Source organism: Nocardia sp. CS682, assembly GCF_004634405.1.
Taxonomy (GTDB): domain Bacteria; phylum Actinomycetota; class Actinomycetes; order Mycobacteriales; family Mycobacteriaceae; genus Nocardia; species Nocardia ninae.
Window position 1 is genome coordinate 5010314 of sequence record NZ_CP029710.1, and the last position, 26538, is coordinate 5036851.

The following is a 26538-nucleotide window of genomic DNA, read 5'->3' on the forward strand; positions in this document are numbered from 1 at the left end:
CGACACGGCCGTGGATCCCGAGCGGATCCACGGCCGTCGTCGTCTATTCCGCTTCGTACCCGATGGTCAATGGGCGGTCGGCGTAGGAAGATCCGGCCTGGATCTCGTAGGAGCCGGGCACCGAGCGCCAAGCGTTGTCGTCCCAGATCTCGAAGGCGCGCTGCGGGATTCGGATCTCGGCGGTGACCAGCTCACCCGGATCGGCCGCGACGCGCGCGAAGCCGGCCAGCCAGCGGGCCGGGCGGAGCACCGAATCCGCTACGGGGGCAAGGTAGATCTGCACGACTTCGGCGCCTCGGCGCGAGCCGGTGTTGCGCAGCCGTACGGTCACCGTTGTCCCGGTGCGCTCGATCGACTCGTAATCCCAAGTGGTGTAACCGAATCCATGCCCGAACGGGAAGGCCGGCGCGGTGCCCGCCCGCTCCCACGCGCGATAGCCGATGAACAGATCTTCCTGGTAGACCAGTTCGCCGTCGGTCGGGGTCACCTCCGAGACCGGGCAGTCGGCCAGCGCGACCGGCCAGGTGGTCGGCAATCGGCCGCCGGGCTCCGCGTCGCCTAGCAGTACCTCGGCGAGAGCTGCGCCGCCCTGCTGGCCGGGGAACCAGCTCAACAGGATCGCGGCCACCTCGTCCCGCCAGGGCATCTCCACCGGCGAACCGGCATTCACGACCACAACAGTGTTCGGATTGGCCGCGGCCACCCGGCTGACCAGTTCGTCCTGGCGACCGGGCAGTTTCAGGCTCGTGCGATCGAAGCCCTCGGACTCCACCTGTTCGGTGGTGGCGACGACGACCACCGCCACGTCGGCGGCGCGCGCCGCTTCGACCGCCTCGTCGATCAGCTCGTCCGGATCACGGCGGGGGTCGCCGTGGGCGAGGGTGAACAGGATCGCCTGGATCGGCATGTCCGCGAACTTCATCGGCGTATGCGTCATCGCCACCTCGACCGTCGTGCCCGCGGTCAGCTCGACCGTGCCACGTTCGGTCGGTGTACCGAAGAAAGCCTCGAACGGGTCTGTGCCGGTGAGGGTTTCGGCGCCCTCGAACAGTACGGTGCCGTCGACGACGAGCCGGAAATCACCGACCCCCTTGGTGCCGAACGCGTGCGCGCCGGTCTCCACCGGAGTGAAGGTGCCGCGCACCTCGACGGTGTGCAGTGCGTCGTAGTCGATGCCTTCGGGTAGTTCGCCGAGCCAGTTGACCATGCCGTTGGGCAGTGAGCTCTCGCCCAGCAGGGAGCCGCCGGCGTCGAAAACGCGGGCGTGCAGGTCGAATCCGCGGTCCGCGGCGCCGAGGACGTCACTCGGGGCGGCGCCGATGGCGTAGCTCAGTGCGCCCTCCGGCAGCGCGGCGGTGAGACCGTCGAGCGGTGACACCACGGATTCGGGGAAGACGGTGGCCGAACCGCCGCCGAGAATGCGGGCATCCCGGGCGGCCAGACCGCTGAGCGCCACCTTCGTTCGTTTCCCGTCGAGGGGGAGGGCGGGGCGTTCGCCGATCGTCTCGTTGCGCACCAGAACGAAAGCGCGCGAGGCGATCTCGCGCGCCAACGCGACTCCGTCGAGCTGTTCCGGCGGCGTGGTCACCGTGGGTTCGGCACCTTCCAGCAGGCCGGCGCGCGCCGCGAGCCGCAGCACATTGCGCACCGCCGCGTCGACCACGGACTCGTCGACCTCGCCGTTGCGCACCGCCGCGACGAGTGCGTCGCCGTAGACGCCGCGCGGCCCCGGCATCGCGACATCCAGCCCGGCGGTGATCGCCGCGACCGTCGACCTCGCGGCCATCCAGTCGGAGACCACGATGCCGTCGAAACCCCATTCCCCGCGCAGTACTCCGTTCAGCAGCTCGCCGTGCTCGGTCATCGTGGCGCCGTTGACCTGGTTGTAGGCGGCCATCACGCCCCACGGCCGGGCGTCGCGCACCATTGCCTCGAAGGGCGCGAGATACAGCTCGCGCAGCGCGCGTGCGGAGACCACATTGTTCACGGTGAAGCGTTCGGTCTCGGCGTCGTTTGCGACGAAATGCTTGACGGTGGTGCCGATTCCGCCGTCTTGCACGCCGCTCACATAGCCGGTGCCGATGCGGCCGGTCAGGTACGGATCTTCGGAGTAGCTCTCGAAATGCCTGCCGCCCAGCGGTGATCGATGCAGATTGACGGTCGGCGCGAGCAGTACGTGCACGCCTTTGCGCCGCGCTTCCTGTGCGAGCAGCCGTCCGGCCCGCCTGGCCAGTTCCGGATCCCACGTCGCGGCCAGCGCGGTCGGCGAGGGCAGCGCGATGGACGGGTCGTCGGCGGTCCACCGCACCCCGCGCACCCCGATCGGACCGTCGGACATCACCAGCGATCGCAACCCGATTTCGGGCAGCGCGGGCAGTGACCACATGTCCTGGCCCATCAGCAGTCGAGCTTTGGCGGTCAGGTCGAGCTTGCCGAGGGCCGCCGTCACCGCTGCTTCGCGGGTTACGTCGCCTGGACTCATGAGAACTCCTTTTCGGCCGATGTCGTTGCGGACCGGGTTGACGCGTGCCATGAGTCCGGGCGGGTGTCCGCAGCTTCCACCGCACTCACCTAATCAATGGTAGGTGTCGTTATCGGCTCGTTATTTTGTTAGGCGTCGGCACTCGGTTCGAGCAGGGCAACGAAGTCCCGGAACGCCGCACTCATATCGACCGCCTCCGGGTCGAGCAACCACTGCGTCTGCAAACCATCCAGCACCGCGATCAGCAACGGCGCCACCTGTTCCGGCGTCCGTCCACCGGCCAAGCGCTCCCCGAACTCCGCTCGCAGCAGCTCGGCCAGCCGCGCCCTGGCCTGCGCGTACCGCTCGATGAAATACTCCCGAGCCGGATGCCCGCCGGTCACGCTTTCCCCCGCCAACGCGGTGAACGTCTGCACGACCCCCGGCCGCATCGCGTTGTACTCGACCAGCTGCTCGAGATGCGACAACCGCCAACTTTCCGACGGCCCAGCCAGAAATGCCGCGGTATCCCACCGATCCCGCTCCTCGAGCACCGCGACCAGCAGGTGCTCTTTGCTCGGAAAGTAGTGCAACAACCCAGGCTGCGTCAGCCCCACTCGCTCGGCAACCGCCCCCAGTGACGCCCCCCGATACCCGCGCTCCGCGATCACCTCCCGCGCGGCATCGAGGATCTCCGCTCGGCGCCGATCCGCCTGCCCCGCACGCCCACCGCGTTGTTCCTGCGTCACGGGTCGAGCGTAGTTGCGTGTGTTCTCGGACCGGCTCAGGTCATCGCCGACGAGGTGCTCGGCCCTACAACCGTTCCAGGGCGGCAATGGCCGCGAGGAAGAGCTCGACATTGTCGTGCACGAATTCGTCCCGCGGGTAGGGCAGCGACTGCTGGATCCACGCGGTGCTGGTTTCGCCGAAGCCGCCGACCAGGAATCGTGCGGTGAGATCGATGGCAGGATCGTCGGCCGGGCGGTCCGGCAGCAGCCCGTGCAGCAGCGCTCCGTAGGTCCGCGACACGTCCTCGGACCGCGCGAGTCGGCGCGCCGCCACGGCCGGATGCCCATAAGCCTTGGTGGACAGCAGCTTTCCCTTGGCGGGCGCGCTCAGGAAGAAGTCGGCCAGCGCCTCGACCAGCGCCGTGACCTGAGCACGGCGGTCCGGTCCCGCGGCCGCGACCGCCGCGTCGACCGCCGCCGCCATCTGCCGGAACGCCAGCTCGAACGCCGCAACCACCAGGTCGTCGAGATCGGTGAAACTCTCGTAGACGAATCGGGTGGACAGCCCCGCCTGCTTCGCGACGGCCCGGATGGTCAGCCCGCCCGGCCCGTCCAGCGCCAGCACCTCGAACGCCGCCTCCAGCAGCTGCTCACGCCGGGTGGCGCGGCGCTGATCGGCGGATACACCGCCGTAGGTTCGTGCTTGCTTCGCCACAACGCCATCTTGACACGGATGTTTCCTAAATCTAGCTTCAATCCGGAGACAGTTGATTCCCGATTGAGGAGTGCGGATGACCGGACTTGCCGAAGCGTCCGATCGCGGCCTGCACGACGCACCGCGCGCCGCAGGCGATGCGTTGTCCCCGCACGGCGACCACTGCTTCGGCTGCGGTCCGCGCAATCGAGCCGGTGTCGCGATGGTGTCCACGCTGGTGGACGGCCGCCTCACCGGTAGCTGCACCTTCGACCGAAAGCATCAGGGCGCACCAGGTCTGGCACACGGCGGAGTAGTCGCCGCAGTGCTGGACGAGGCCTGCGGCAGCGTCCCGACCGGCGCCGGAATCCCTGCGGTGACCGCGAAAATCACGGTGAACTACGTCAAACCCGCTCCGCTGCACCGCCCGATGACGGTGTCCGCGCACCTGGATCGCCGCGAGGGCACCCGCAAGCTGCACATCTACGCCCGGCTCGAACTCGACGGCGAGCTCATCGCCGAGGCCGACGCGCTGTTCATCGTGGTCTCGCCGGATCATTTCCGCGCCCACGGCGCCGAAGACGGCGAATTGCCTTTCCTCGGCGTGTGATTCAGCGGATGCCGGGTGCGCCGGGGCCGAGACAGATCACGATCGTGCACCCCGGCGCGGTATCCGCGAAGGGCGGCGCGAGGGGATAGTGCAAGCAGGACAGCACATCACAGCCCGGGTAGGCGTACGGTCCGGCGCCGAATACCGCGAGCACGAAGTTCAGGTCGACGAACTGGCTCGGGTTCAGTCGCACCGGTGGTTCGACGTACGGGCCGGGATCGGGAACGGGCTGCTCGTGGAACGCCGCGAAGAGCTTGCGGAAGAACTCGTACGGCAGCTCCGCGATGTTCTGGATGGTGCCGGTCAGTCCGTACCGGCTGACATTGCCGTAGAACCCGGTCCACACCACCGTCAGATCCAGGCTCGGCATGACGAAGACGTTCTGCAAGCCGAGCCCGGCCATCATGTAGGTGTCGGGCGGCAGGTTGGTCGCGGATTCCGCGCAGCCCGGCCCGAGCCAGAACAGATATCCGTAGCACCGGTTGGCCTGCGAGGGTTGACGTGCCTGCCGCAGGTAACGGGTCGACACGATTTGCTGTGTGCTCCAACGCCCTTCATTGCTGACCAGCAGCCCCAGTTTGGCGAAATCGTTCGGCGGGATCAGCAGATGCGCATAACCGTAGGTGTGCCCGGCCCGGTCGCGCGCCCAGTAGTAGTCGCCGCGTTCGATACCGAGCGGATCGAACAGTTCCCGTTGTGCGAATTGCTGAAGGGGTTCGCCGACCGCCAATTCGAGCACATAGCTGAGCAGGTCGACATTGCGCTGGCTATAGCTGAATACCGTGCCCGGCGGATTGTCCAGCGGCACACCGAGTGCCTGCACCGCGCTGTTCGGATCGATCGGCACGACCGCGGTGGCGCCCTCGGTCAAGACACCGACCTTCATGCCCGAGGTTTCGGTAAGCAGATTCTGCACGGTGATCGACCGATGCACGGAGTCACCGAGTCCCGGCGGCAGGTACTGGTCGATCGGCGCGGCGATATCGAGTTTGCCCTGATCCCAAGCTATCCCTGCGAGCAGGGAGACGACACTCTTGGTGGCACTCCAGATATTCCACGCCACATTGCCGGTCTGCGCGTTCGTCGGGCCCTCGCCGATCAGGCAGTTGTGCCGAAATACCTGGGCATTGATCCGATTTCGGGTGGCGGCGAAAGCTAGCGCGTCCGCGAGCCCCGCGCTGTCGATGCCCACCTGCTCAGGCAGCGCGCGGGCGAATTCGCGGTCGGAGCGCACTTCGCAGGACACCGGGTCGGTGGCGGCCTGCGCACTCCCAATGAAGACGTTGCCCGCCACCAGCGATAACGCAGCGAACCCGACCAGGAACCCACTGAATCGCCCCATGTGCACGAGGCTATCGCGCGAGGTCGCCGTGGACCGGCGAATGGCGTGTTGTGGTGCGCCGGGGATCAGTGGATGCCCGGGGCGCCGGGGCCGAGGCACACCAGGATCGCGCAACCCGGCGCCGTATCCCAAAAGGGCGGGGCCAGCGGGTAATCCAGGCAGGAGAAGACATTGCAGCCGGGATAGGTATCCGGCCCGATACCGAATACGGCGAGCAGGATGTTCGGGTCGACGAACTGGTTCGGGTCCAATTCCACCTGCGGTTCGACGAACGGGCCCGGATCGGGCAGCGGCCGCTGGTGGAATGCGGCGAACAATTTGCGGAAGAACTCATACGGCAGCTCGGCCTGGTTCTGCAGGGTGCCGGTCAGGCCCTTGCTGCTGCGATTGCCGAAGAATCCGGTCCACACCACCGTGAGGTCCAGGCTCGGAATGCCGAAGACGTTCTGCATGCCGAGGCCGTCCATCATGAACAGGTCGGGCGGCACGTTGTACAGGGTTGCCGCGCACTCGGGTCCGACCCAGAACAGATACCCGTAGCAGTCGTTGGCGGAGGAGGGCGTCAGTGCTTGCCGCAGATACTGCGCCGAGATGACTTGCTCCGTGCCCCAGCGGCCGGCATTGCTGACGAGGAGCCCGAGTTTGGCGAAATCGTTCGGCGGGATCATCAGATGGGCGTAACCGTAGGTGTGCCCGGCCCGATCGCGGGCCCAGTAGTAGTCGTCGCGCTGGATACCGAGCGGGTCGAACAGCTCGCGCTGCGCGAATTGTTGCAGCGGCTCACCGACGGCCAATTCGAGTACATAGGTGAGCAGGTCGACGTTGCGCTGGCTGTAGCTGAACTCGATACCCGGTGGATTCTCCAGCGGCATGCCCAGCGCTTGCACGGCACTGTTCGGATCGATCGGGACCACCCCGGTGATGCCCTCGGTGAGGGCGCCGATCTTCAGTCCCGAGGACTCGGTGAGCAGGTTCTGCACGGTAATCGAGCGATGCTCGGCGTCGCCGAGCTCGGCGGGCAGGTACCGGTCGATCGGTGCGGCGAGGTCGAGCTTGCCCTGGTCCCAGGCGATACCGGCGACCAGCGAGACGACACTCTTGGTGGAACTCCAGATGTTCCAGGCGACGTTGCCGGTCTGGTCGTTCGTCGGGCCCTCGCCGATCAGGCAGTTGTGCCGGAATACCTGCACATTCAGCCGGTTGCGGGTGCTGGCGAAGGCCAACGCCGCCGCGAGGCGCTCGCTGTCGAGGCCGACCTGCTCCGGCTTCGCCCGCGCGAACTCGCGCCCGGACTGCGGCGTGCAGCGCACCTCATCGGGTGCGCGATGGGGTACCGCCTGCGCCTTACTGGTGGACATATTGCCCGCCACCAGCGATAACGCAGCGAGCACGACGAGAAACCCACCGAATCGCCCCATGCGCACGAGGCTATCGCGGTCGCTCGGCCAACCCCGGCCACCGAGCGGCGAGCCGGGCCGGAAATCACAAACGCCGCCAGGTCGCAAAACCTGGCGGCGCTGAGTCGCCGGACGCCACGCCAGCGTCACGACTCGAGGTCGACGTCCCACAAGCGCCTCTCGGCGGGTGGTCGCTCGTAGCGACAAAGGGGTGAGGCCCGGGGCTGTCCGGACGCCGACAGTGAGCATCAACGACCATCCGCCCGGATGTATTCCGCGCGATCGAATGTGATCTGCGCCATGCGGGTGGCCGCCCGCCTTTTCTTGACTAATTCCAGAAAAGGAGGAGTATCGGAGGCATGCACACCAACCACACCGACGCCAAGGCGCAGCTGCGCGCGGCCGGTCTGCGGGTCACCGCCCCGCGGGTCGCGGTGCTGGAGGCGGTCGCCGCCACCCCGCACGCCGATGCGGATCGGGTGGCCGCCACCGTGCGCGAAGCGTTGGGTTCGGTGTCCACCCAGGCCGTGTACGACGTGTTGCACGCCTGCGTGCACGCCGGCCTGCTGCGGCGCATCGAGCCCGCCGGTTCGGCCGCGCGGTACGAGGCCAGGACCGGGGACAACCATCACCACCTGGTGTGCCGGAACTGCGGCACGGTCGTCGATGTCGACTGTGTCGTGGGCAGCGCCCCCTGCTTGGAACCCGATGACGCGCACGGGTTCTCGGTCGACGAGGCCGAGGTCGTCTTCTGGGGGCTGTGCCCGACCTGCCGTTCGGCGTAGCGGCAGCCATCTCTGACCAGCCCGGGTCAGCCCACCCGGGACGTTGTTCACCAGCCGAGGAGGCTTCGACGATGACCAAGCCGACAACCACCAACACCGGAACGCCGGTGGAGAGCGACAACGAATCGCTCACCGCGGGCACTCAGGGCCCGATCCTGCTACACGACCACTACCTCATCGAGAAGCTCGCGCAGTTCAACCGGGAGCGGGTGCCGGAGCGGATCGTGCACGCCAAGGGCGCGGGCGCCTACGGCGAGCTGGTGGTGACCAACGACGTCAGCCGCTATACCAAGGCCAAGCTGTTCCAGCCGGGTGCGCGGACCGAGTCGCTGGTTCGGTTCTCCACCGTCGCCGGTGAGCAGGGCAGCCCCGACACCTGGCGTGACCCACGGGGTTTCGCGGTGAAGTTCTACACCGAGGACGGCAACTACGACCTCGTCGGCAACAACACCCCGGTCTTCTTCATCAAGGACCCGATCAAGTTCCCCGACTTCATCCGGTCGCAGAAACGCCTGCCCGGCAACGGACTTCGCGACCACAACATGCAGTGGGATTTCTGGACCCTGCGCCCGGAGACGGCGCACCAGGTGACCTGGCTGATGGGTGATCGCGGCATCCCGAAGACCTACCGGCACATGAACGGTTACGGATCGCACACCTACCAGTGGATCAACGCGGCGGGCGAGCGCTTCTGGGTGAAGTACCACTTCAAGACCGATCAGGGCGTCGACTACCTCACCCAGGCCGACGCGGATCGGATCGCGGGCGAGAACGCCGACTACCACCGCAAGGATCTGTGGGACGCGATCGAGCGCGGCGAGTTCCCGAGCTGGACGGTGCACGTGCAGGTGATGCCGGTCGCCGAGGCCGAGGGCTACCGGTTCAACCCGTTCGACCTGACCAAGGTGTGGTCGCACAAGGACTACCCGCTGATCGAGGTCGGCAAGTGGACGCTGAACCGCAACCCCGCCAACTACTTCGTCGACATCGAGCAGGCCGCCTTCGAGCCCTCGAATGTGGTTCCCGGCATCGGCTTCTCGCCGGACAAGATGCTGCTCGGACGCGTCTTCGCCTACGCCGACGCGCACCGCTACCGGATCGGCACCAACTACGCGCAGCTGCCGCCGAACCTGCCGCGGGCCGCTGAGGTGAACTCCTACTCCAAGGAGGGCGCTATGCGGTACTTCTACAACGACGCGAGCGTGCCGGTGTACGCGCCCAACTCCTTCGGCGGTCCGCACGCCGATCCGGCGCTGGCGCCCGACGGCGGACTCTGGGAGTTCGACCCGACGATGGTGCGGGCCGGCTACGTCGAGCACGCCGAGGACGGCGACTTCACCCAGGCGGGCACGCTGGTCCGCGAGGTGCTCAACGATGATCAGCGCGACCGGCTGGTGAGCAATATCGTCGGGCACGTGCTCGGCGGTGTGCGGGAGCCGGTGCTGAGCCGCGTCTTCGAGTACTGGACGAACGTGGATCCCGACCTGGGCAAGCGCGTCGAGGAAGGCGTCCGCGCCGGGCTCGACGGTGCCCCGACGCCGCCGCCTTCGCAGGGCTGACCGACGTTATATAGGTAATCAGCAGGTGCGCACCCGTTCGGGTGCGCACCTGCTGTTGCGATGTACCGCAGTCCGTTTGCCCGCGAATCGTTAGCCTGCCGGCCGTCGTCGACATCCGGTGCTGACGCAACCGGAGCGATCAGGCCACCGCACGCCGGGCGCGCAGTCCGGCCACACCGATGAGCAGGTCGGCGATGATCTCGAAAATCGCTGCGAACCAGGAGAATCCGTTGACCTTCGCCGAGGCGGGCGGATTGATGAAGCTGTCGCTGAACGGGCCGAACCAGTCCGGGAAAAGGTGCACGAGGACGAACCCGGCCGCGCTGACGAAGCCGATGGCGACGGCCGCGAGCGCCGCCCATCGATGACCGGCGAACACCAGCGCGATGGTGCCGACGGCCAGGACGAATTGCACCGTACCGAGCACCATGATGGTGCTGGAAATGGTGTCCATGCCCCGGCGCAGGTGATCAGCGCCGTGAGTGAGTAAGGCGACCGCGAACAGGGCGGTGGCCCAACGTAATCGGGTGAATTCGGGACCGATGCCGCGATCCGGCGTGGCTGCGGCGGGGTGAGCCATGGTAACTCCCATCGGAGGAGAGACGAAGGCGACTACGACGCCGACAGCTCTACGACCGAGTGTAGTAGACCTGGCCGGTTACGGCCAGGCTGTCGAGCATGACTACAGCAGGCCCCACCAATAAAGCAGGCAGGCCAGCACCCAGACCACTGCGGTTTCCATCGTCGCTCCCAATCTCCTCGGCCACTCGTCTCTATCATCCGCCATCCGAGGCTCGGTGCTACAGGCTCGGCACATCCGCCGCCCAGATGGCCGCATCATCAGCGACTTTCCGCCTGCAAGGTGTTCTTAAGTGCGTGCTAAGCCCGCCCGTGCATTGTTTGTGTCAACACCGCCACCGGGGGTGGGAAACCCGGACGGGGAGCCGGGTGGGGGAGCCCGGTGGCGGTGTTGGATCCACCGCCGGGGGTGGGGAACGGGGCCCGACCTGTCTTCGAGGGGTTGACAGGTCGGGCCTCGGGGAGAGTGCTTGCCGGGCCGGTCTTCGAGGGGTGACCGGCCTGGCAGGCCACTCGGGTACCGGACACGTTTTCGCAGGCTCTTCCGGGAGCTGACCGGCAACGATCACCGTGTTGCCACTGCCGAAGGTAACCGCGGGTGCGCGGCACGGTCCCGACTCGGGAGGGCAGCCGGACCGGTTTCGGAGGGTGATCGGCCCGGCGCCACCGAAGTAGAACTCGTTCTAGACATAATCTGGTATCTGTCTTACCGTCACTACATGGTGATCGATGCGTATCGGCCCGCTCCCGTCTTCGAGCTCCGCTCGGGCGCCACTTGGACCTCGCCGTGGGAGATGTATGCCGCACTGCGCGAACACGATCCGGTGCAGCACGTGGTGCCGCCGACCCGTCCCGACCACGACTACTGGGTGCTCACCCGGCACGAGGACGTGTACGCGGCGGCCAGGGACAGCGAGACCTTCTCCTCGCGCGACGGACTGACCGTGGAGTACGGCGAGCTGGAACAGATCGGGCTGGCCGACAATCCGCCGCTGGTCATGCAGGATCCGCCGGAGCACACCGACTTTCGCAAGCTCGTCGCCCGCGGGTTCACGCCACGGCAGGTCGCCGAGGTGGAACCGGTGGTGCGCGCCTTCGTCCGCGAACGCCTCGACCGGATCGCCGCGGACGGCGGCGGCGACATCGTCAAGCAGCTGTTCAAGCCGCTGCCGAGCATGGTGGTGGCCTACTACCTCGGGGTACCCGCCGAGGATCGAGATCGGTTCGACGGGTGGACCGACGCGGTCGTCGCGGGCAGTACTGATCGCGCGAGCACCGAAGCCTTGCCCGCCTCGATGGCGATGATGGGCTACTTCGCCGAACTCATCAAGCGGCGGCGCACCGACCCGGGGACGGACACGGTGTCGCTGCTGGTGCAGGCCGGCCTGGCGGCGGACGACGCGGATGTGCGGGGCCTGGTGCAGATTCTGGCCTACACCTGGACGATGGTCGCCGGCGGCAACGACACAACGACGGGCCTGCTCGGTGGTGCGGTGCAACTGCTGCAACAACATCCGGAGCAGCGCGCCGCGTTGGTCGCCGACAAGGACCGGATCCGCACGGCCGTAGAGGAATTCGCGCGGCTGACGGCGCCGGTGCAGTGTCTGGCGCGCACGACGACGCGCACGGTCGAGTTGGGCGGCAAGACGATTCCCGCGGGGCGCAAGGTCCTGCTCGTGTTCGGCTCCGCCAATCGTGACGAACGCGCCTTCGGTGCCGACGCGGCAGCGCTGGACATCGACCGGAACCCGCAGCGAATCCTCACTTTCGGGCACGGACCGCACCATTGCCTCGGCGCGGCCGCGGCCCGGATGCAAGCCAGGGTGGCCTTGGCGGAGCTGCTCGATCGTTTCCCGAACTTCGCGGTGGATATCGACGCCGTCGAATACGCACCCGGGCCGTACGTGCGCAGGCCGACCACGGTTCCGTTCCGGTGTGCCGGATGACCGGCGACTGGTTGGCGGACGGCCGCGCCGAGCTGGCGAGCGAGCGCATCCTGGATGCGGTCCGCGCGCTGTTCCTCGACAAGGGGGTCAGCGGCGTCGGCATGGCCGAAGTCGCCCAGGCTGCAGGCTGTTCCAGGGCGACGCTCTACCGCTACTTCGACAACCGGCAGGCACTGTACGTCGCCTTCGCCGGACGCGAGGCCCGCCAGGTGGTCGAGCGGGTATGGCGCGATCCGGCCGTCTCCGCCGCCACCGACCCGGGTGAGCAACTGCTCGACGGTCTCACCGCGCTGCTCGCCGAGGTACGCAAAACCCCACATCTGGCCGTATGGTTCGCGCCGGCCAACGCGGGAATCGTTGCGCAGCTGTCGAATTCGTCGGACGTGGTGGACGCCCTCGCGACCGATTTCGTCAGCGGCTTCCGGCCGGACCTCCCCGCGCGGGCGGCCCGCCGACTCGGCCAATGGTTCGTGCGCGTGATGGTGTCGCTGCTGACCTTGCCCGGTGCGACCGAAGACGACGAGCGAGCAATGCTTCGCAACTTCGCGCTGCCGTTCCTGCTCGACCAGCGGACGACGATCGAGTAACGGCTGTGCGCGACGACCGAAGCCCGGGAGCGGCTGCGGTCGTCGCGTTTCGAGCTACCGGCCGACGGTCTGAGTGGTGTAGTCGGGCAGTTCATAGGACTCGGTCTTGGCGAGCATCTTCAGCATGAGCGGCCGCAGCGCCTTCGTGGTCATCAGCCTGCTGAGCGTCTGGCCCGCGCGGATGCCGAAGCTGGTCTTGGGGGTCATGGCCTTCAGCCCGCCCGGCGGGAGTTCCTGCGCCGCGGCGATGAACGGGCGCAGCACTTCCTCGTAGCGGACCAGCGCCTGCGCGAGATCGTCTGCGTGCCCGGCGATTTCACCGGCGAGCACGTACGCCCCGATCATTGCCATCGCGGTGCCGTTGCCGGTGAGTGGTGAACCGCAGTACCCGGCGTCGCCCAGCAGCACGACCCGGCCCTTCGACCAGCTCGGCATGTCGATCCTGGCCAGCTCGTCGAAGTAGAAGTCGGTCGCCTCGCCCATCGCGGCTGCGATCCTGGCCGACTCCCAGCCGCCACCGGCCAGCCGCTGCCGGATCAGGTCCTGCTGGGCCGCGACATCGCGGCGAAGTGCCGGGTCGGCGTCGGTACGGATGGTGATCAGGGCCTTGGCGGTCGCCGGGTCGGCGTCGGGGCGCAGCCCGATACTGGTCGCGCCGACCAGCGAGTGCATGGTGAACCAGTGGTGCTCCACGTCGTCGGGGGACGGCAGCGTGAAGAAGGACATGTAACCGCCGAGGTAGGTGGAGAACTGCTCTTCCGGGCCGAACACCATGCGGCGGGTACCGGAGTGCAGGCCGTCGGCGCCGATGACGAGGTCGAAGCGCTGCTGCGCGCCGGAGGCGAAGGTGACCTCGACGTCGGTCTCGTCCTGCCCGATAGCGGTGATCCACTCGTTGTAGCGGTAGTCCGCGCCGCCCGCCTCGGCTAGCGCGTCGAGTAGCACCTGGTTGAGATCGCCTCGTGTGATCTCGATTTCGGCGACGCCGCCCTTGCCGTCGAACAGCTCGGTGGGCATGCGCACCAGGTCGCGGCCCGCGGCGTCCACGAACTTCAAGCCACGCTCGTCGAGCTGGTACTTGCGGATCCCGGGCATCAGCCCCATCCGCTCCGCGACCGCACCACTGGGGCCCCTCAGGTCGACCGCCTGGCCGCCCGGCCGCGGCGCCGCGGCGCGCTCCACCACGGTGGCCCGGATGCCCGCCCGAAGTAGTTGCAGCGCAACCGCATTGCCGCCGATGCCGCCGCCGGCGATGAGGACGCGGGGCTGGGTGTTGGTGGCGCTCATGATCTGTTCCCTTGCTCGACTCGAATGTCTTGGACGTATGTCTACAGACTTCTTGCACAAATGTCTAGTACATATGTGTAAGACGAATGTGTAGCCAAGGTCGAGACGCAGCGAGACTGCTCGGCCGACGCTGATGTGCTACCTACGGGCGCTGTTCGAGATAGGCCTTCCAGCCGCCGAAGGCGGTGATGTCGGTCGCGGTGGCCGCGGCCTCGTAGGTGCAGGCGAAGCCGATGACCGAACGGCCGTCGGACAATTCGATGCTGGTCAGCGCCATGGGGGCGGGCAGGGCGGCGAGAAACCCGCCGAGTCCTGCCTCGGCGACGCGGAACAACTCACCGGCGATGGGGGCGCCGAGGCCGTCGCCGTGGCGCACGAGTCCCGGTTTCGGCGGCGTGGTGGCCAGGGCGATCAGGCGGTAGGCGTCGGTGGTGTGGATGTCTCCGGCGAAGCGGGCGCCGAGCTGTTCGAGCTGCCAGTGCAAGGGCTGGCCACGCAGGTGCGCGCCGAAAACGGCCAGCTCGACACCGCGCTCGACCAGCAGCGGCGTGGACTCGGCACCGAGCAGGCGGGCGGCGAGATCGACGCCGACCTGATCGGCGAAGGCCGGCGTCACCAGCATGACGCCGAACGGCGCACCGTCGGCGGTGGGTCGGCCGGGGATCGCGATCGCCGCCAGGTCGAGCAGGTTGCCGAAGTTGGTGTAGGTACCGAGCCTCTTGTTGATACCTAGCGGATCCGCCTGTACCGCAGCGATACTCGGATGCTCGGTGGTCGTCGGCAACAAGAGCGCGTCGAATCCCGCGAGGAGGACCGCCGCTGCGGCCCGGGCACGGGCCAGTGCGTCGAGATCGGCGGCGAACTCGGGACCCGTTGTCCTCCCCGCCGCTTCGATGATGGCGGCCACCGTGGGATCGGCGCCTGCGGGTGCCGTAGCCAGGAAAGCGCCGACCGAGGCGTGCCGCTCGGCGACGATCGCGCCGTCGTAGAGCAGCAGTGCGGCGTCGAGCAGGCCGGAGATGTCGATCTCGTCGAGCTTCGCGCCGGATGCCGCTGCGGCAGCGGCAGTTCGAGCGAAGGCGTCCCGGTACGGCCCGCTCAACGCGGTGAGGTCCGCGGCGCGGGGGATCGCGATGCGCGGTGCCTGCGGTGCCGCCAACCGGACATCGGCGGGCCAGCCGCGGCTGCGCGGATCACGCGGTTCCGGTCCGGACATGATCGCGGCGGCCGTCACCGCGTCGGCGAGGTCGGTGGCGAATACGGTGACCGCGTCGTAGTCCGCGCAGGCGGGCACGACACCGTGGGCCGGGATGATGCCCAAAGTGGCTTTGAGACCGATGATTCCGTGCAACGCCGCCGGGATTCGGCCGGAACCCGCTGTGTCGGTGCCGATTCCGATATCGGCGATGCCCAGCGCCACCGCCGCCGCCGAACCGGAGCTGGAACCGCCGGAAATCAGCGTGGGATCGTGCGCGTTGCGCACGGCGCCGTACGGACTGCGGGCGCCGACCAGGCCGGTGGCGAACTGGTCGAGGTTGGTCTTGCCGAGCACGATCGCGCCCGCCGCGACCAGTCGCTCGATCGCGGACGCGGTGACGTCGGGGGTGTAGGCGAATTCCGGGCAGGCCGCGGTGGTCGGCAGCCCGGCGACGTCGATGTTGTCCTTGACCGCCAGCAGCACGCCGGCCAGCGCGAGCGACGCACCTCCGGCGAGTTGCTGCTCGACCGCCGCCGCGTCGGCGGCGACCTCGTGCTCGGGTCGCAGAGTGATCCACACTTCGGGCCGATCCACCTCGGCGATCCGCCGATACGCGGCCCGCACTCGCTCGGTGGGTGATGGGCTGTTGCCTGAGCTGTCGGCAGACATGGGTCGACTCCGATCATTGCTTGACGGTTCGCAGTTCTACCTTGGCATTCGCGCGACCCGGAGCTGCGAATTCCGGCTTCTTGCGGTGGGCGTTATTCGGCGGCCATCGCGGCGATGGCGCGGGTGACCCGGTCGAGCACGACATCGAGGGATTCGCCGATGTGGGTGTGCAGCAACCGATAGGCGAGCGGAAGGTTCTCGGCCAGTACGGCTTCCAGGATGCCGAGGTGTTCGGCGATGGTGGTCTCGATGCGGTTGTTGACCATGAAGTCGTACATGCGGACGTGCCTGATCCGCGAGTTCACCGCGCGCAGCGCCCGCACCATTTCGGCGTTGCCCGCGGCGGTGAGCAAGGTGACGTGAAATTCCTCGTCGCGCACCACGAATCCCGGTTCCTGCGCGGGTGGGTCGGCGCGCAATGCCAGCCAGGCGGCGCGCTCGACCTCGAGCAGCGCGCGGTCGTGGGACACCGCCGGATTGGTCATCGCACGCTGGATTCCGCCGAGCTCCAACGTGATTCGCAGTTCGTAGAGGTCACGGATCAACGGCACGCTCGGGCGTACCGGGCTGAAACCGTAGTCTTCGCGTTGCAGCAGCCCGTCGGCGCACAGCACCGTCAACGCTTCGCGGATCGGCGTGCGGGAAATCCCGAAGCGCGCCGACAGTTTCGGTTCGGTGAGTCGCTCGCCGAACTTGATGTCCCCGTTCATCAACTCGCGGCGCAGCGCCGCGTACACCACATCGCGCAGCGGTCGGCCCGCGGCATCTTCGAGTGTGGCCAACCGTGTCGACATGGATGTATACGCTATGGACCTTGCGTTTCGGCGAGATGACGACAGGTTAGCGAGGTGTAAGGGCCTGCTCACCGACCGCCGGATCGTCTCGTCGCGGTGCCGCGTTCACCTCGGTGTGACGTGGTTTACAGGGTGTTCGTTTGCCCAGGTCAGTGCCCGCCTGAGACCCTGGGTGGGTGTCTCAGCCTGAAAAGTCGGGTACGACCGAAAGCTCCGCGACACCCGCATACCGCCTGCTCTCCCTCGATCACGAGACGGCGCTCGAGCATGCCGAAGCTCGGCTGCGCGAAGAGTTCGCGACCATGTTCGACCTCGCCACCATCCACCACTACCTGCATTCGTCATACGACGAATTCGCTTCGCGCGCAACGGTAACGCGCTACCTCCCGCTGCTCGCCGAGCGCTTCGGCAGGCAGCGGCTGCAGGCACTGGCCAAGATTCAGGGCAAGGTCGCCCGCCCGCGCCCCACCGTGCTGTTCCTCTGCACGCACAACGCGGGCCGCTCCCAGATGGCCCTCGGCTTCTTCGCCCACCTCGCCAAGGGCCGCGCCGTCGCCTGGTCCGGCGGCTCCGACCCCGGGCAGACCCTCAACCCCGCCGCGGTGGCCGCCATGGCCGAGATAGGCGTCGACATCGCCGACGAATACCCCAAACCCTGGACCGACGAAATCATCCGCGCCGCCGACGTCATCGTCACCATGGGCTGCGGCGACACCTGCCCCCTCGTCCCCGGCCCCCGCTACGAAGAATGGTTCATCGACGACCCCGCCGGCCTCCCCCTCCACCAAATCCGCCCCATCCGCAACACCATCCGCACCCGAGTGGAACACCTACTCACCGAACTCGGCGTTGCCGTTTAGTTGCCTCTTGGTCGCCGCGATGGCCTGATGTCACCAAACTTGGGCCAGCACACGACTTTTGTCTCCGGATTGGAGACATCGGGACATTCACTCGGCTGAACCATGCTTCGTCTTTCGCAATGGGAACCAGCTCGAGAATGGAGGGGAGAAATGGGCCGGAAGGTACGGGAGCGGCGTGAGGGAAGGCTGTTGAATCAGTGTTCTGCCTTGCTGAGATGAGTGCCTAGGTGCTCTCGAACGGTTTTCAACACTGCGGTGACCTCGCCGAATATCCGATTACTACACCGTGCGTAGATCGTGTTGTCGGTCAATACCCTTGGTAAATACTCGGAACGGGGGGACACTTTAGGCAGTCAGTGTTCGTAGCGAGAACGGGGGGCTGATGAGGATCCAGCCGCGGCAGCAGCTTTTGGAAGTGTGGCGGTCGTTGCTTTCCGCTTGCTACGACAAAGGGGCGTGGCATTGGGGTGGGCGCGACGGGGCGAACTCGATCAGCGATACCGAGCAGTTGCTTTGTTTGTTGTATCCGGCCACCGAGATCCAGGCATTCGCACTGGATCAACCCGACGATATGTCCGACGACATTCGTTCGGTGCTTATTCCGCTGGGGGAGGAAACGCGGATCGGCGGCGCGCTGGTCGGGGTGCTCGAGGACTATTTCACCCGCTACACCGCGCCCGACGGGGAACCGATCTTCGCGGCGGGCAGCTATCTGCGCACCACCGACGAACGCGAACCGAGCGCCGAGCAGCACGGCCTGGAAGTGGTCGACGCATACTCGATGTCGCTCACCCTGTGCATCTCGTCGTTGCGCTTCCTGCGGGTCTTCCAGCGGTTCGTGGACAAAGAGGTGCGGCGCGAGGCCAGGGAACTCTCGGCCCGGATCCGGGTATTGATGCCGCGGGTCAGCACCCGCCTCACCGCCGCGATGACGGGTCTGGTGCGCAGCTTCGTCGTGCACACCCCGAGCCCGAAATCCGATCAGGGACAAGCGATCCTGGGCATGCTCAACCAGACCGGCGCGCCGGAGGACGCGGTGATAGCGGGTATTGCGCGCCGGCTCGACCGGGTCCGCGTGCAGATGGCCAACGACGTCAAACTGGGGCAGACCCCCGACATCGATCTCGAGGACGATCTGCTGCTGTTCGAGTGCGGCTGGAGCTGGGGCATCGATCAGAAGGCCTCGCCGATCGACTTCGTGTCGGGCCGGATCGGCAACCAGCCGGGTTACGCCGTCTCGCGCCCCGACTTGTATTTCACCATCGTCGCGCTGGACGGCATCGACGATCTCACCTGGCGCCGCACCCGGGAAATGGACCTGCTCAACGACGAGCAACGCCAACTCGCGGACGCACTGGAGCTGCGCTGGGATCTGACCCAGCGCTACTGGTCCACCGCCGCGCGCTACGGCCCCGGCCGCTGGCCGCTCGAGGACATTCCCTGGCGCACCTCCGATGGCGAGGAGTCCGACTACTACACCCTCGCCGTCGCGACCATGGTGCTGAAAGACTTCGCCAACCGGCAGACCACCGAGGAATTACCGGTGCTGGTGGCCGTTTTCGACCAGCTCGCCAGGCGCGGGCGCATCATCAGCAGGCTCACCGCGGGCGATCCGGCCGCGGCGCTGCACTACCCCGGCGTGCAGATGGCGCTGCCGGGCAGCGAGGGCATCGGTGGCGGTCCGCCGCTGGTGTGGGTGGTGCCGGACTTCGCGACGCTGTTGCTGAAACGGTCCCTGCAGGCCTGGCAGCTGTCCGGCGACGTGGCCATGCGCGACCGGCTGATGTCGCTGGCCGAACTCACCATGGATCACCTCGGCAGGCGCCAGATCTCGACCGGCCCGGCGACGGGCCTCTGGGACGACGCCGAGCGGGTGGCGGGTAGCCAGCGGCCCGGTCTGGCGAAGACGGCGGTCGAGCCCGAGTTCGAGTCGGAGTCCGAAGACGTTGCGGTGCAACCCTCCTGGTACCTGACCGAACGTGTCGTCGAATGCTTGGTCTCGGCCGATCGTAATTTCCGTGAGCCACCGCTGGCCATGCGGTCGATGATCACGCGCGCCGTCGAAATGCGCAGTGAGGCCGAGCATCTGCTCAATCAGGAAATGCTGGAGGTCGGCGATCCGGACGTCTCGCAGGTCATGCTCTCGCGGATCGAGCAGCAGCTCGACGAGGCGCGGCGGCTGTCGAACGAGCAGCCTGCGACCGCATTCATCCTGGCCGGGCAGGCGCTGCAGCAGTTGTACGAGTTGGCCTACGCGCGCCGCGATGCGACGAGGGCCTGACCCATGCTGGTGTTCTCGACTTCGGACAAGGGTGGCACCGGTCGCTCGGTGACCAGCTGCAACCTCGCGTATCGACTGTGTACGAGCGGTCGCAATGTCGCCTACGTCGACTTCGATTTCGGGTCACCGACCGCGGGCGCGTTGTTCGAAATCAGTGCGGTGGAACGCGGTACGCCCCATCAGGACGGCGTGCACTCGTTCCTGCTTGGGGAGACGGGCGTTGCCGCCAGGATCGATGTGCGCACCGCGTCGGACCGGCCCGCGTTGCGCCGGTTGGGGCCGCGGGCGGGCAAGCTGCTGCTGTTGCCGGGTGACGAGGGCGGCGCCGAATTCCTCACGGCCGACGACGCGGTCGTCGCGCGGTGCGCGGAACTGCTGCTCGCGCTGGAGCAGGAGTTCAAGGTGGTGCTGGTCGATCTGAGCGCGGGCCGCTCGGTCGCGCTGGAGTTGGTGTTGAAGGCCACCGCGCTGCCGCAGCTGCGTTCGTTCACCGCCCGCTGGTTGATCTTTCACCGGTGGACCCGCCAGCACATTCTGGCGGCGAGCGGGCTGGTGCACGGGCCGCACGGATTGAAGCAGACGGGCAAGGAGTGCGGGCACGATCCGGTGGAGCTGCTCGAGTCGGTCCGCTACGTGCGCACCGCGGTGCCCGCGCCGACGCTGCCCGGCTCGGTGGACCGCAGGCCCGCCCAGACGGCCTGGTTGATGGAGCAGAATGCCGCGCTCAAGCGGCTGGCGTCGGCGAATCAGCTCGGCGCGAGCGCGCTGCTCGGCGAGACACCGATGGAGCCGGTATTGCAGTGGCGTGAGCAGGTGATCATGGATATGGACGTGGACGCGAAGATCGCCAACCCGTCGACCACGGCGGCGTATGCCGACCTGGCCAGGCGCCTGCTGGACGCCGCGACCTGGGAAAGGTTCTGATCCGCCGTGCGGGACTCCGTGGGGTACAGCGAAGAGACCGAACGGGCGCGGATCGATCGGGTGCCGCTGTCGCATCTGTCGATCGAGGTCGGGCACTTCTACATGAACGAGATCGCCAACGACATGGATCAGGTGGTCCGCGAGTTCCGCCGGATCGTGCCGCTGGTCGAGGCCTTCATCGCCTCGGCCAGGGTGCAGTTCGGCCCGCGGGCCCGGGTGAGTACCTGCTATCTGATCGACGACTACTTCCAGCCGGACACCGATCCGCGCGAGATCCTCGGCAAGCTGCTCACCGCCGCGGACGAAACCGGTTTGCGCATCGACTATCTGGCGCGCGAGTCCGGCTGCTGGGAGGCGGATCCGTTCGTCGACGGAGTGCCGTTGGACGAGCCGATCCGGCTGGCCGAGATGGTCGCGGCCAGAATCGTGGCCGAGCCGGAGATTTCGTCATCGACCGGTCGTCGGCCGCCGACCGCCGAATCCGGCTGGCTGTGCAACGGGCGGCGGTCCTCGCTGGACGAACCGGCGCAGGCCATGCGGGTACAGCCGTATCGGCCGCCGGAGGAGTTCGGCAGGCGCGAGCACTCGATCTTCCTGGACGTGCAGTTGTGGAGTAAGCGACCGGAGGTGGTCAACGGGCGCAACGAGATTCACACCAAATGGTCGTGCGCGTTCCTCGCCTCGGTGTGGCATCTGCTGCGGCTCGGCATGCTGCGCTATGACGGCGCGGCGGTCGTGGTGCCGCAGCCGTGGCGGGCAGGCGACGGCTGGCCGGGCCGGTGGCGCGAGATTCCCGCTGTGGTGCAGCTGAATCCGGACGCCACCCCGTTCGCGGCCTACAAGGCGCTGTCGATGTTGCCGAAACGCTATCTGGCCATAGAACATTCGGTACGGCTCATCCTCGACCACATCGACCTGGACGGCGATGTGGTCGATCAGATCATCCGGTGCGGCGTCTACGACGAGGTGCCGGTGACGGTGTCGCGCAAGGTCACCGAACGTCTATCCCACCTATTACTCGACGGATCCTGAGTGATGGGGCCGTCGACCACTCCGTTGATCGCCCTCGGCGAGGTGCGCACCTGCCTGGTCCCCGCGTCCGCCACTCTGCATCGTGCCGAAGCCGGCGAGCTGCTCGCCCTGGTGCCGGGTCGGCGGGTGTTGTGGCGGCAACGGCCCTGCACGCTGGCCGTTTCGCCGACCACACCGGTCGGGGTGGACTGCAAGCTGTTGCTGCCCGACGCCGCGCCGGTGCGCGTGGTCGGCACGGTCGCGGGTCGGGCGGTCGTGACGGGCGGGCGGGTGCTGCAGAGTTCGGTGCGCACCCAGGTGATCCGGGCGGGGGAGCGGCGGCGCCAGACCTGGTCGCACTACCTGAGCCGGGTCGGCGTGACCGAGGTGATCGACCGGATCGGCGACCGGGAGACGGCCTGCGACGCACTGGCGGACGGCTATCTGGACGGCCGCCCCGCACCGGACACCCTCGACCTCGCCTCGATCAGCGAACGCCTGCTCGCCCGATTACGCGCCGACCCGAGGCTGGACCAGCAGGCGCCGCTGCAAGCGGCGACCACGCGGCTGCGCTGGACGGCGAAGGTGGGCGGCTCGGTGGGGCCGAAGGTGCGGCTGCGGCTGGACGACGACTCGGTGCGCTCGGCCTGGATCATCGTCCGGAGCGAGTCGGATCTCGATGCGGCACAGCGGTTCTGCGAGGATCTGGCGGCGCACGACTGGTTGCTGACGGTCGGTGACACCGCGATCGAGGAGGCCGATCGGTTCCCCCCGTCCAGTAGGGAACAGATGGAGATCCTGGCCGCGGTGCTGGAGCACCTCGCGCACCTGTGGATGCCTGGCGCGCATACCCCGCCCACCCTGCGCAGCCTGTGGAAGGATCTGCAATCCGATCCGGGATTCTCCCGCCAGTGGACCGCGCTGATCGGGCAGGTACGGGATCGGCTGCGAGTGGCGCAGTGGAACAACCTTTCCCGTCGTATCCAGGTGAGCACCACCGAGTGGTGATCGTGCACAGGAGCATTCACAAGAATGCTTCCGGCGCAACATCGAATTCCGTTGCAGCACAGTTTTATAGACGGAACCAGCGGCGAACCAGCAGCGCGAAGAACACCGACAGCGACACCGTGCCCACCCAGGACTCGGTGGCCAGCAACGCCCGTCCACCATCGGCCAGCGTGCTGGTATCCCCGAGCCCCATCGGATTCAGATAACTGGTCATACTCAGATACAGCGTGTCACCGAGCGGCTCCTGACTCAGCAGCAGCAGCGCGACACTGAACACGGCCAGCTGCACCGCGATCCAGCCGAGCAGCCGGAACGGCTTGTATCCGTAGCCGCACAGCAGGTCCGACAGCAGCGAACCCACGCGCGGCAAGCCGCGTGGCTTCGTCTGGCACCGCGCCCGCGCCTGCTGCAGTCCGCACCGGTCCACCGCGTCCATGTCCTCGTTCAGGCGGTGCAGGGTGGCCGCCCGGCCGAAGGACTGGACGGCGTGCGCGGGCAGCCCGAGCGGGCGCAGTCGGGCGCCGAGTCGCTCGTATACCTGGGCGAGAAGGGTGTTCTGGGTATGGCTGAGCCGCAGCGGCCCGCGGAACTCGACCTCGGCGGCGAGCAGCGCGGCGATCACGTCCACGACTCCGCGTCCGTCCTCGTCGGTCGAGACCGTGGTGTCCGGGACGTCGGCGTAGAGGTGTGCGAACACCAGGCTGTCGCCGCGCCGCCACGGACTCGGCGGGTGGTACCTGCCGAGCACCGCTTCGACGTCGGCATTGAGCCCGTCGAGCAGCGCGTACTCGCCGGGTGCGCTGTCGCGGTAGTTCTCGTCGGCGTATTTGGCTGCCCGGCGCAGGATTCGAGTCGTGGTCGATTCGACGAACTCCGAACGCGGTTCCTGCTCGGTCATTCAGCTCCCCCGGGGGCTCGGGCACCCGCCTGGGACGCGCCTGATCCAGATTACCGAGTTCGAGGGAGTTTCTGGAGCCCTTGATCAGGCGTTGGACAGCTTGTACTCCAACACGTCCCGTGGCTCGCCTGCACCGAAATAGCGCTCTTCATGGTGTCCGGTCCATTGAAAGCCGATGCGGCGGTAGAGGTTGTATGCCGACTGGTTGGTCGGGCGCACGGTGATGAGCACGCTGCGCATCTTCTGCTTGCGGCACAGCTTGATCGCTTCGGTCAGCAGGGTCGACCCGTAGCCGCGTCCGCAGCTTTCCTGAGTAACCGCGAGGCTGAGCAGCCACGCGCGCCGATCCGGCAGCAGGGCCACCAGCACATGGCCGAGGACGATGCCGTCGACCTCGACGATCAGCCAGTTGGCCCCGTGCAGGTCGAAGAGCTGACGCAGCGCGAAGTACGGGTATGACTGATCGCCGAAGCGTTCGGTCTCGATCGCGGCGACGCCGTCCAGATCGGACAGCGCGGCAATCCGATACACGGGCGTCGGTGACGTCGTCGCGATTTTCGTCGTCGCGATGTCCAATGTGCTCCCTTGCGCGGTAACACGGGTCATAAACCACAGCGTAGGCGTTTGCTCGGCCGGTCGAGGTGAACCCGGCTCGCGCGATCCGCATCGAGGTAGTTTAGGCCTCCCCGCGCCGCGCCGCCGCGCCATCCTGCGATACTGCTACTTCCCATCGTACGTGCACTCCAGTTGCCGCACATTTGCGAATAATTTGCCTCACCTGCGGGTCAGCTGCCCGCGGTCCCGGCGCCGACCCGAATGTGCTGTGCCGTCACCGCTGCGGCGTCCGCGCTCGCCAGTAAGGCCACCACATCGGTGATCTCGGTCGCCGCGCCGAGTCGATCGAGCACGCCGGCCCCCGGTGCGTAACTCGGCTCGTGCTCGCGCTTGTCCTGGTCGTCGCTCTCCGCGCGGGCGTCCGAATTCGCGGCCGAGGTGACCGCGTTGACAGTGATGCCCCGCGCCGCGAAATCGGTGGCGAGCAGGCGGGTGAACTCCGCGATGGCTCCGGTGGCGGCGTTGTCGACGGCGTTGCCCGGCGCGGTGGCCGCAGCGACGGTGATGATGCGCCCGCCGTCGGCGAGATGCGCGGCGGCGAGCCGTACGCCGTTGACGAGGGCTTTGGCAGGCGCCGCGAAACCGAGCTCGAACTCTTCCTCGGAGAGCTCCCGCAGCGGCGTGGTGAGGGCCGTGGACCCGGTGTGCACCAGGAAATCCCAATGTCCGCAATCCTCGAGCAGGACCTGGATCAGCTCGTCGTACTCGGCGCGATCGCCGAGGTCGGCCGCGAGGGCGAGCGCCGAGCCGTCGGCTGCGGTGATCTCCTTGACCACGTCGGCGGCGGATTCCGGGCTGTGCGGATGCTGGATCACCACCTGCGCCCCTTGTCTGGCGAGGGTGCCGGCGATAGCCCTGCCGATCCCAGCGTCCGCACCGGTGATCAGGGCCGTCTTGCCGGCGAGCGGGCCGGTCGCGTTCATGACTTCGCCTTTCCGTTGTGCGGAAACCACCACCGCAGAGACACATTCGCCGCTGGGTGACCGGCAGAGCCAGTATGCATTCCGGGGGCGACCGAATCGACCCCGTCCGTTACCCCCTGCTGCTTTCGACCGCTCGCCAGGCGGGGCGACTGCCATTCGTGATCCAGCGCAGCAGCCACTCCGCGGGCCCGTATCGATAGTGGCGCAACCACGCTGCGCTGACCGCCAATTGGGCCGCGAACACCAGCAGCGCCACCGCGAGCGTGGCCAACGGAGACAGGCTGCCCGCCGCACCGAGCCCGACGCCGGTGAACAGGAGCAACCCGATCAGCGACTGGCCTAGGTAGTTGGTCAGCGCGATCCGTCCGGCGGGCGCGAGAGCGGTGCGCAGCCAGGCAGTGCGTGGGCTGTGCATCAGGCGCAGCAGGGTCGCGACGTACGCGGCGGCGAGTAGCGGTGCGGTGGCGACGCTGACCGCGACGGGCAGCGCGGTGCCGGTGCCGCCGCCCAGCGTGTAGAGCACGCTGCCTGCCAGGCCCACCGGGAAGCCGATCCACTGGACGCGCCGCAGGATCGGTTCGTCGCCGCGCACCTGCGCCAGCAGTTTCCGGCGCCCGGCGATCAGGCCGAGCAGGAACATCGCCAGCGCCGTCGGTCCTTGCAGGGTGACTGCCTGCAGGACGAGCAGCGGCAGTCCGGCGAGATGCTCGCCGATGATGTCGCCCCATCCGCCGAGCAGCGCCTCGGTGGCCTGCCTGCCGTTGGCTTGCGCCTCGGCGGCCGAGGGCAGCATTGCCGAGGTGTCCAGCAGCAGGCCACTCAGCAGCAGGCTCGCCAGCACGAAGGCGTACATCGCGGCGACCACCCGCAGCGCCGTGCGGTCGGTGACCCCGCGCAGCCAGAACAGGACGAGGCAGGCCAGCGCGTACGTGGTGAGAACGTCACCGCCGTAGAGGAACACGATGTGCAGCACGCCGAGCACGAACAGGCCTGCGATGCGGCGCAGCATGCGTGGTTCGAAGGCGGCGCCCGCCCGGGCCGCGGCGATCGTCTGCAGCGTGAAGCTGTAGCCGAACAGGAATGAGAACAGCAGGTAGAACTTCATGTCGACGAAGACCGACGAGAGCGCGCGGACCAGGTCGTCGAGTGGCGCGGTGTAGGCGGGGTCGATCGCCAGGTTGCCGGGGTATCCGGAGGACATGAAGGTGATGTTGACGATGAAGATCCCCAGCAGCGCGAACCCGCGCAGGGCGTCTACGTCGTAGATGCGGGCGCGGGGGGCGACCAGCTGATCGGTCATGGTTTCCGGCTTCCGTCGATCGTGCGGGTAATAAGTATGTGGCAGATACTATATGATAGATACTAATTCGGATACTGCTCGA

Annotated in this window: 23 protein-coding genes; 10 read left to right on the forward strand and 13 right to left on the reverse strand. The window is 67.5% G+C overall.

Features of this window, described 5'->3' with window-relative positions; translation table 11 throughout:
- Window positions 1–43 precede the first annotated feature (43 nt).
- From DMB37_RS22590 to DMB37_RS22600, 3 genes are all read right to left on the reverse strand, one after another.
- Window positions 44–2482 carry a glycoside hydrolase family 3 protein gene (locus DMB37_RS22590; RefSeq protein ID WP_135234412.1) on the reverse strand — a complete coding sequence of 813 codons (2439 nt, stop codon included), beginning with the start codon at window positions 2480–2482 and terminating at the stop codon, window positions 44–46.
- 128 nt (window positions 2483–2610) lie between these two features.
- Complete coding sequence (locus DMB37_RS22595) at window positions 2611–3210, reverse strand: TetR/AcrR family transcriptional regulator (RefSeq protein WP_240771618.1); 600 nt, start codon at window positions 3208–3210, stop codon at window positions 2611–2613.
- 64 nt (window positions 3211–3274) lie between these two features.
- The gene (locus DMB37_RS22600) at window positions 3275–3904 is read right to left on the reverse strand and encodes a TetR/AcrR family transcriptional regulator (protein WP_167768904.1); all 630 of its coding nucleotides are present in this window, start codon (window positions 3902–3904) and stop codon (window positions 3275–3277) included.
- Between the two features lie 76 nt (window positions 3905–3980).
- Between DMB37_RS22600 and DMB37_RS22605 the strand changes: the two genes are divergently transcribed.
- Window positions 3981–4493 carry a PaaI family thioesterase gene (locus DMB37_RS22605; protein ID WP_135234415.1) on the forward strand — a complete coding sequence of 171 codons (513 nt, stop codon included), beginning with the start codon at window positions 3981–3983 and terminating at the stop codon, window positions 4491–4493.
- 1 nt (window position 4494) lies between these two features.
- Here DMB37_RS22605 and DMB37_RS22610 read toward each other — a convergent pair whose 3' ends face one another.
- Window positions 4495–5835, reverse strand: a complete 1341-nt coding sequence (locus tag DMB37_RS22610) for a serine hydrolase (protein WP_135234416.1) — start codon at window positions 5833–5835, stop codon at window positions 4495–4497.
- Window positions 5836–5900: 65 nt separating this feature from the next.
- Complete coding sequence (locus DMB37_RS22615; protein ID WP_135234417.1) at window positions 5901–7253, reverse strand: serine hydrolase; 1353 nt, start codon at window positions 7251–7253, stop codon at window positions 5901–5903.
- Window positions 7254–7591: 338 nt separating this feature from the next.
- Between DMB37_RS22615 and DMB37_RS22620 the strand changes: the two genes are divergently transcribed.
- Window positions 7592–8017, forward strand: coding sequence for a Fur family transcriptional regulator (locus tag DMB37_RS22620; protein ID WP_135234418.1), 426 nt, complete (start codon window positions 7592–7594; stop codon window positions 8015–8017).
- A gap of 71 nt (window positions 8018–8088) precedes the next feature.
- Window positions 8089–9576, forward strand: coding sequence for a catalase (locus DMB37_RS22625; protein WP_135234419.1), 1488 nt, complete (start codon window positions 8089–8091; stop codon window positions 9574–9576).
- A gap of 139 nt (window positions 9577–9715) precedes the next feature.
- On the opposite strand, the gene DMB37_RS22630 is transcribed toward DMB37_RS22625, so the two are convergent.
- Window positions 9716–10156: a hypothetical protein gene (locus DMB37_RS22630; protein ID WP_240771619.1), complete on the reverse strand. Its 441-nt coding sequence runs from the start codon at window positions 10154–10156 to the stop codon at window positions 9716–9718.
- A gap of 718 nt (window positions 10157–10874) precedes the next feature.
- Here DMB37_RS22630 and DMB37_RS22635 point away from each other — a divergent pair.
- Window positions 10875–12101: a cytochrome P450 gene (locus DMB37_RS22635; protein ID WP_135234420.1), complete on the forward strand. Its 1227-nt coding sequence runs from the start codon at window positions 10875–10877 to the stop codon at window positions 12099–12101.
- Window positions 12098–12688 (forward strand): TetR/AcrR family transcriptional regulator, encoded by a 591-nt coding sequence (locus tag DMB37_RS22640; RefSeq protein WP_135234421.1) that lies wholly within the window; start codon window positions 12098–12100, stop codon window positions 12686–12688. Before DMB37_RS22635 ends, DMB37_RS22640 begins: the two co-directional genes overlap by 4 nt.
- 54 nt (window positions 12689–12742) lie before the next feature.
- On the opposite strand, the gene DMB37_RS22645 is transcribed toward DMB37_RS22640, so the two are convergent.
- The 3 genes from DMB37_RS22645 to DMB37_RS22655 all read right to left on the reverse strand — a co-directional run bounded on the left by DMB37_RS22645 (window position 12743) and on the right by DMB37_RS22655 (window position 16636).
- The gene (locus DMB37_RS22645; RefSeq protein ID WP_135234422.1) at window positions 12743–13975 is read right to left on the reverse strand and encodes an FAD-dependent monooxygenase; all 1233 of its coding nucleotides are present in this window, start codon (window positions 13973–13975) and stop codon (window positions 12743–12745) included.
- Between the two features lie 142 nt (window positions 13976–14117).
- Window positions 14118–15842, reverse strand: a complete 1725-nt coding sequence (atzF, locus tag DMB37_RS22650; protein ID WP_135234423.1) for an allophanate hydrolase — start codon at window positions 15840–15842, stop codon at window positions 14118–14120.
- A 92-nt stretch (window positions 15843–15934) separates the two neighbouring features.
- Window positions 15935–16636, reverse strand: coding sequence for a GntR family transcriptional regulator (locus DMB37_RS22655; protein ID WP_135234424.1), 702 nt, complete (start codon window positions 16634–16636; stop codon window positions 15935–15937).
- Window positions 16637–16812: 176 nt separating this feature from the next.
- On the opposite strand from DMB37_RS22655, the gene DMB37_RS22660 reads away from it, so the two are divergent.
- From DMB37_RS22660 to DMB37_RS22680, 5 genes are all read left to right on the forward strand, one after another.
- Window positions 16813–17496 carry an arsenate reductase ArsC gene (locus DMB37_RS22660; RefSeq protein ID WP_240771620.1) on the forward strand — a complete coding sequence of 228 codons (684 nt, stop codon included), beginning with the start codon at window positions 16813–16815 and terminating at the stop codon, window positions 17494–17496.
- Between the two features lie 382 nt (window positions 17497–17878).
- On the forward strand, window positions 17879–19777 hold the full coding sequence (locus DMB37_RS22665) for an SCO2524 family protein (RefSeq protein WP_135234425.1): 1899 nt from the start codon (window positions 17879–17881) through the stop codon (window positions 19775–19777).
- Window positions 19778–19780: 3 nt separating this feature from the next.
- Window positions 19781–20701, forward strand: coding sequence for an SCO2523 family variant P-loop protein (locus tag DMB37_RS22670; RefSeq protein ID WP_135234426.1), 921 nt, complete (start codon window positions 19781–19783; stop codon window positions 20699–20701).
- 6 nt (window positions 20702–20707) lie between these two features.
- Window positions 20708–21733, forward strand: coding sequence for an SCO2522 family protein (locus tag DMB37_RS22675; RefSeq protein ID WP_135234427.1), 1026 nt, complete (start codon window positions 20708–20710; stop codon window positions 21731–21733).
- Between the two features lie 3 nt (window positions 21734–21736).
- Window positions 21737–22720: an SCO2521 family protein gene (locus DMB37_RS22680; RefSeq protein ID WP_135237765.1), complete on the forward strand. Its 984-nt coding sequence runs from the start codon at window positions 21737–21739 to the stop codon at window positions 22718–22720.
- 64 nt (window positions 22721–22784) lie between these two features.
- Here DMB37_RS22680 and DMB37_RS22685 read toward each other — a convergent pair whose 3' ends face one another.
- The 4 genes from DMB37_RS22685 to DMB37_RS22700 all read right to left on the reverse strand — a co-directional run bounded on the left by DMB37_RS22685 (window position 22785) and on the right by DMB37_RS22700 (window position 26456).
- Window positions 22785–23618, reverse strand: a complete 834-nt coding sequence (locus tag DMB37_RS22685; RefSeq protein ID WP_135234428.1) for a hypothetical protein — start codon at window positions 23616–23618, stop codon at window positions 22785–22787.
- Between the two features lie 84 nt (window positions 23619–23702).
- Window positions 23703–24224 (reverse strand): GNAT family N-acetyltransferase, encoded by a 522-nt coding sequence (locus DMB37_RS22690; protein WP_167768905.1) that lies wholly within the window; start codon window positions 24222–24224, stop codon window positions 23703–23705.
- Window positions 24225–24403: 179 nt separating this feature from the next.
- Entirely contained in the window at window positions 24404–25156 is a 753-nt protein-coding gene (locus tag DMB37_RS22695; RefSeq protein WP_167768906.1) for an SDR family oxidoreductase, read from the reverse strand.
- A gap of 109 nt (window positions 25157–25265) precedes the next feature.
- A complete protein-coding gene (locus tag DMB37_RS22700) occupies window positions 25266–26456 on the reverse strand; it encodes a DUF418 domain-containing protein (protein WP_135234431.1) in 1191 nt (396 codons plus the stop codon).
- Window positions 26457–26538 lie beyond the last annotated feature (82 nt).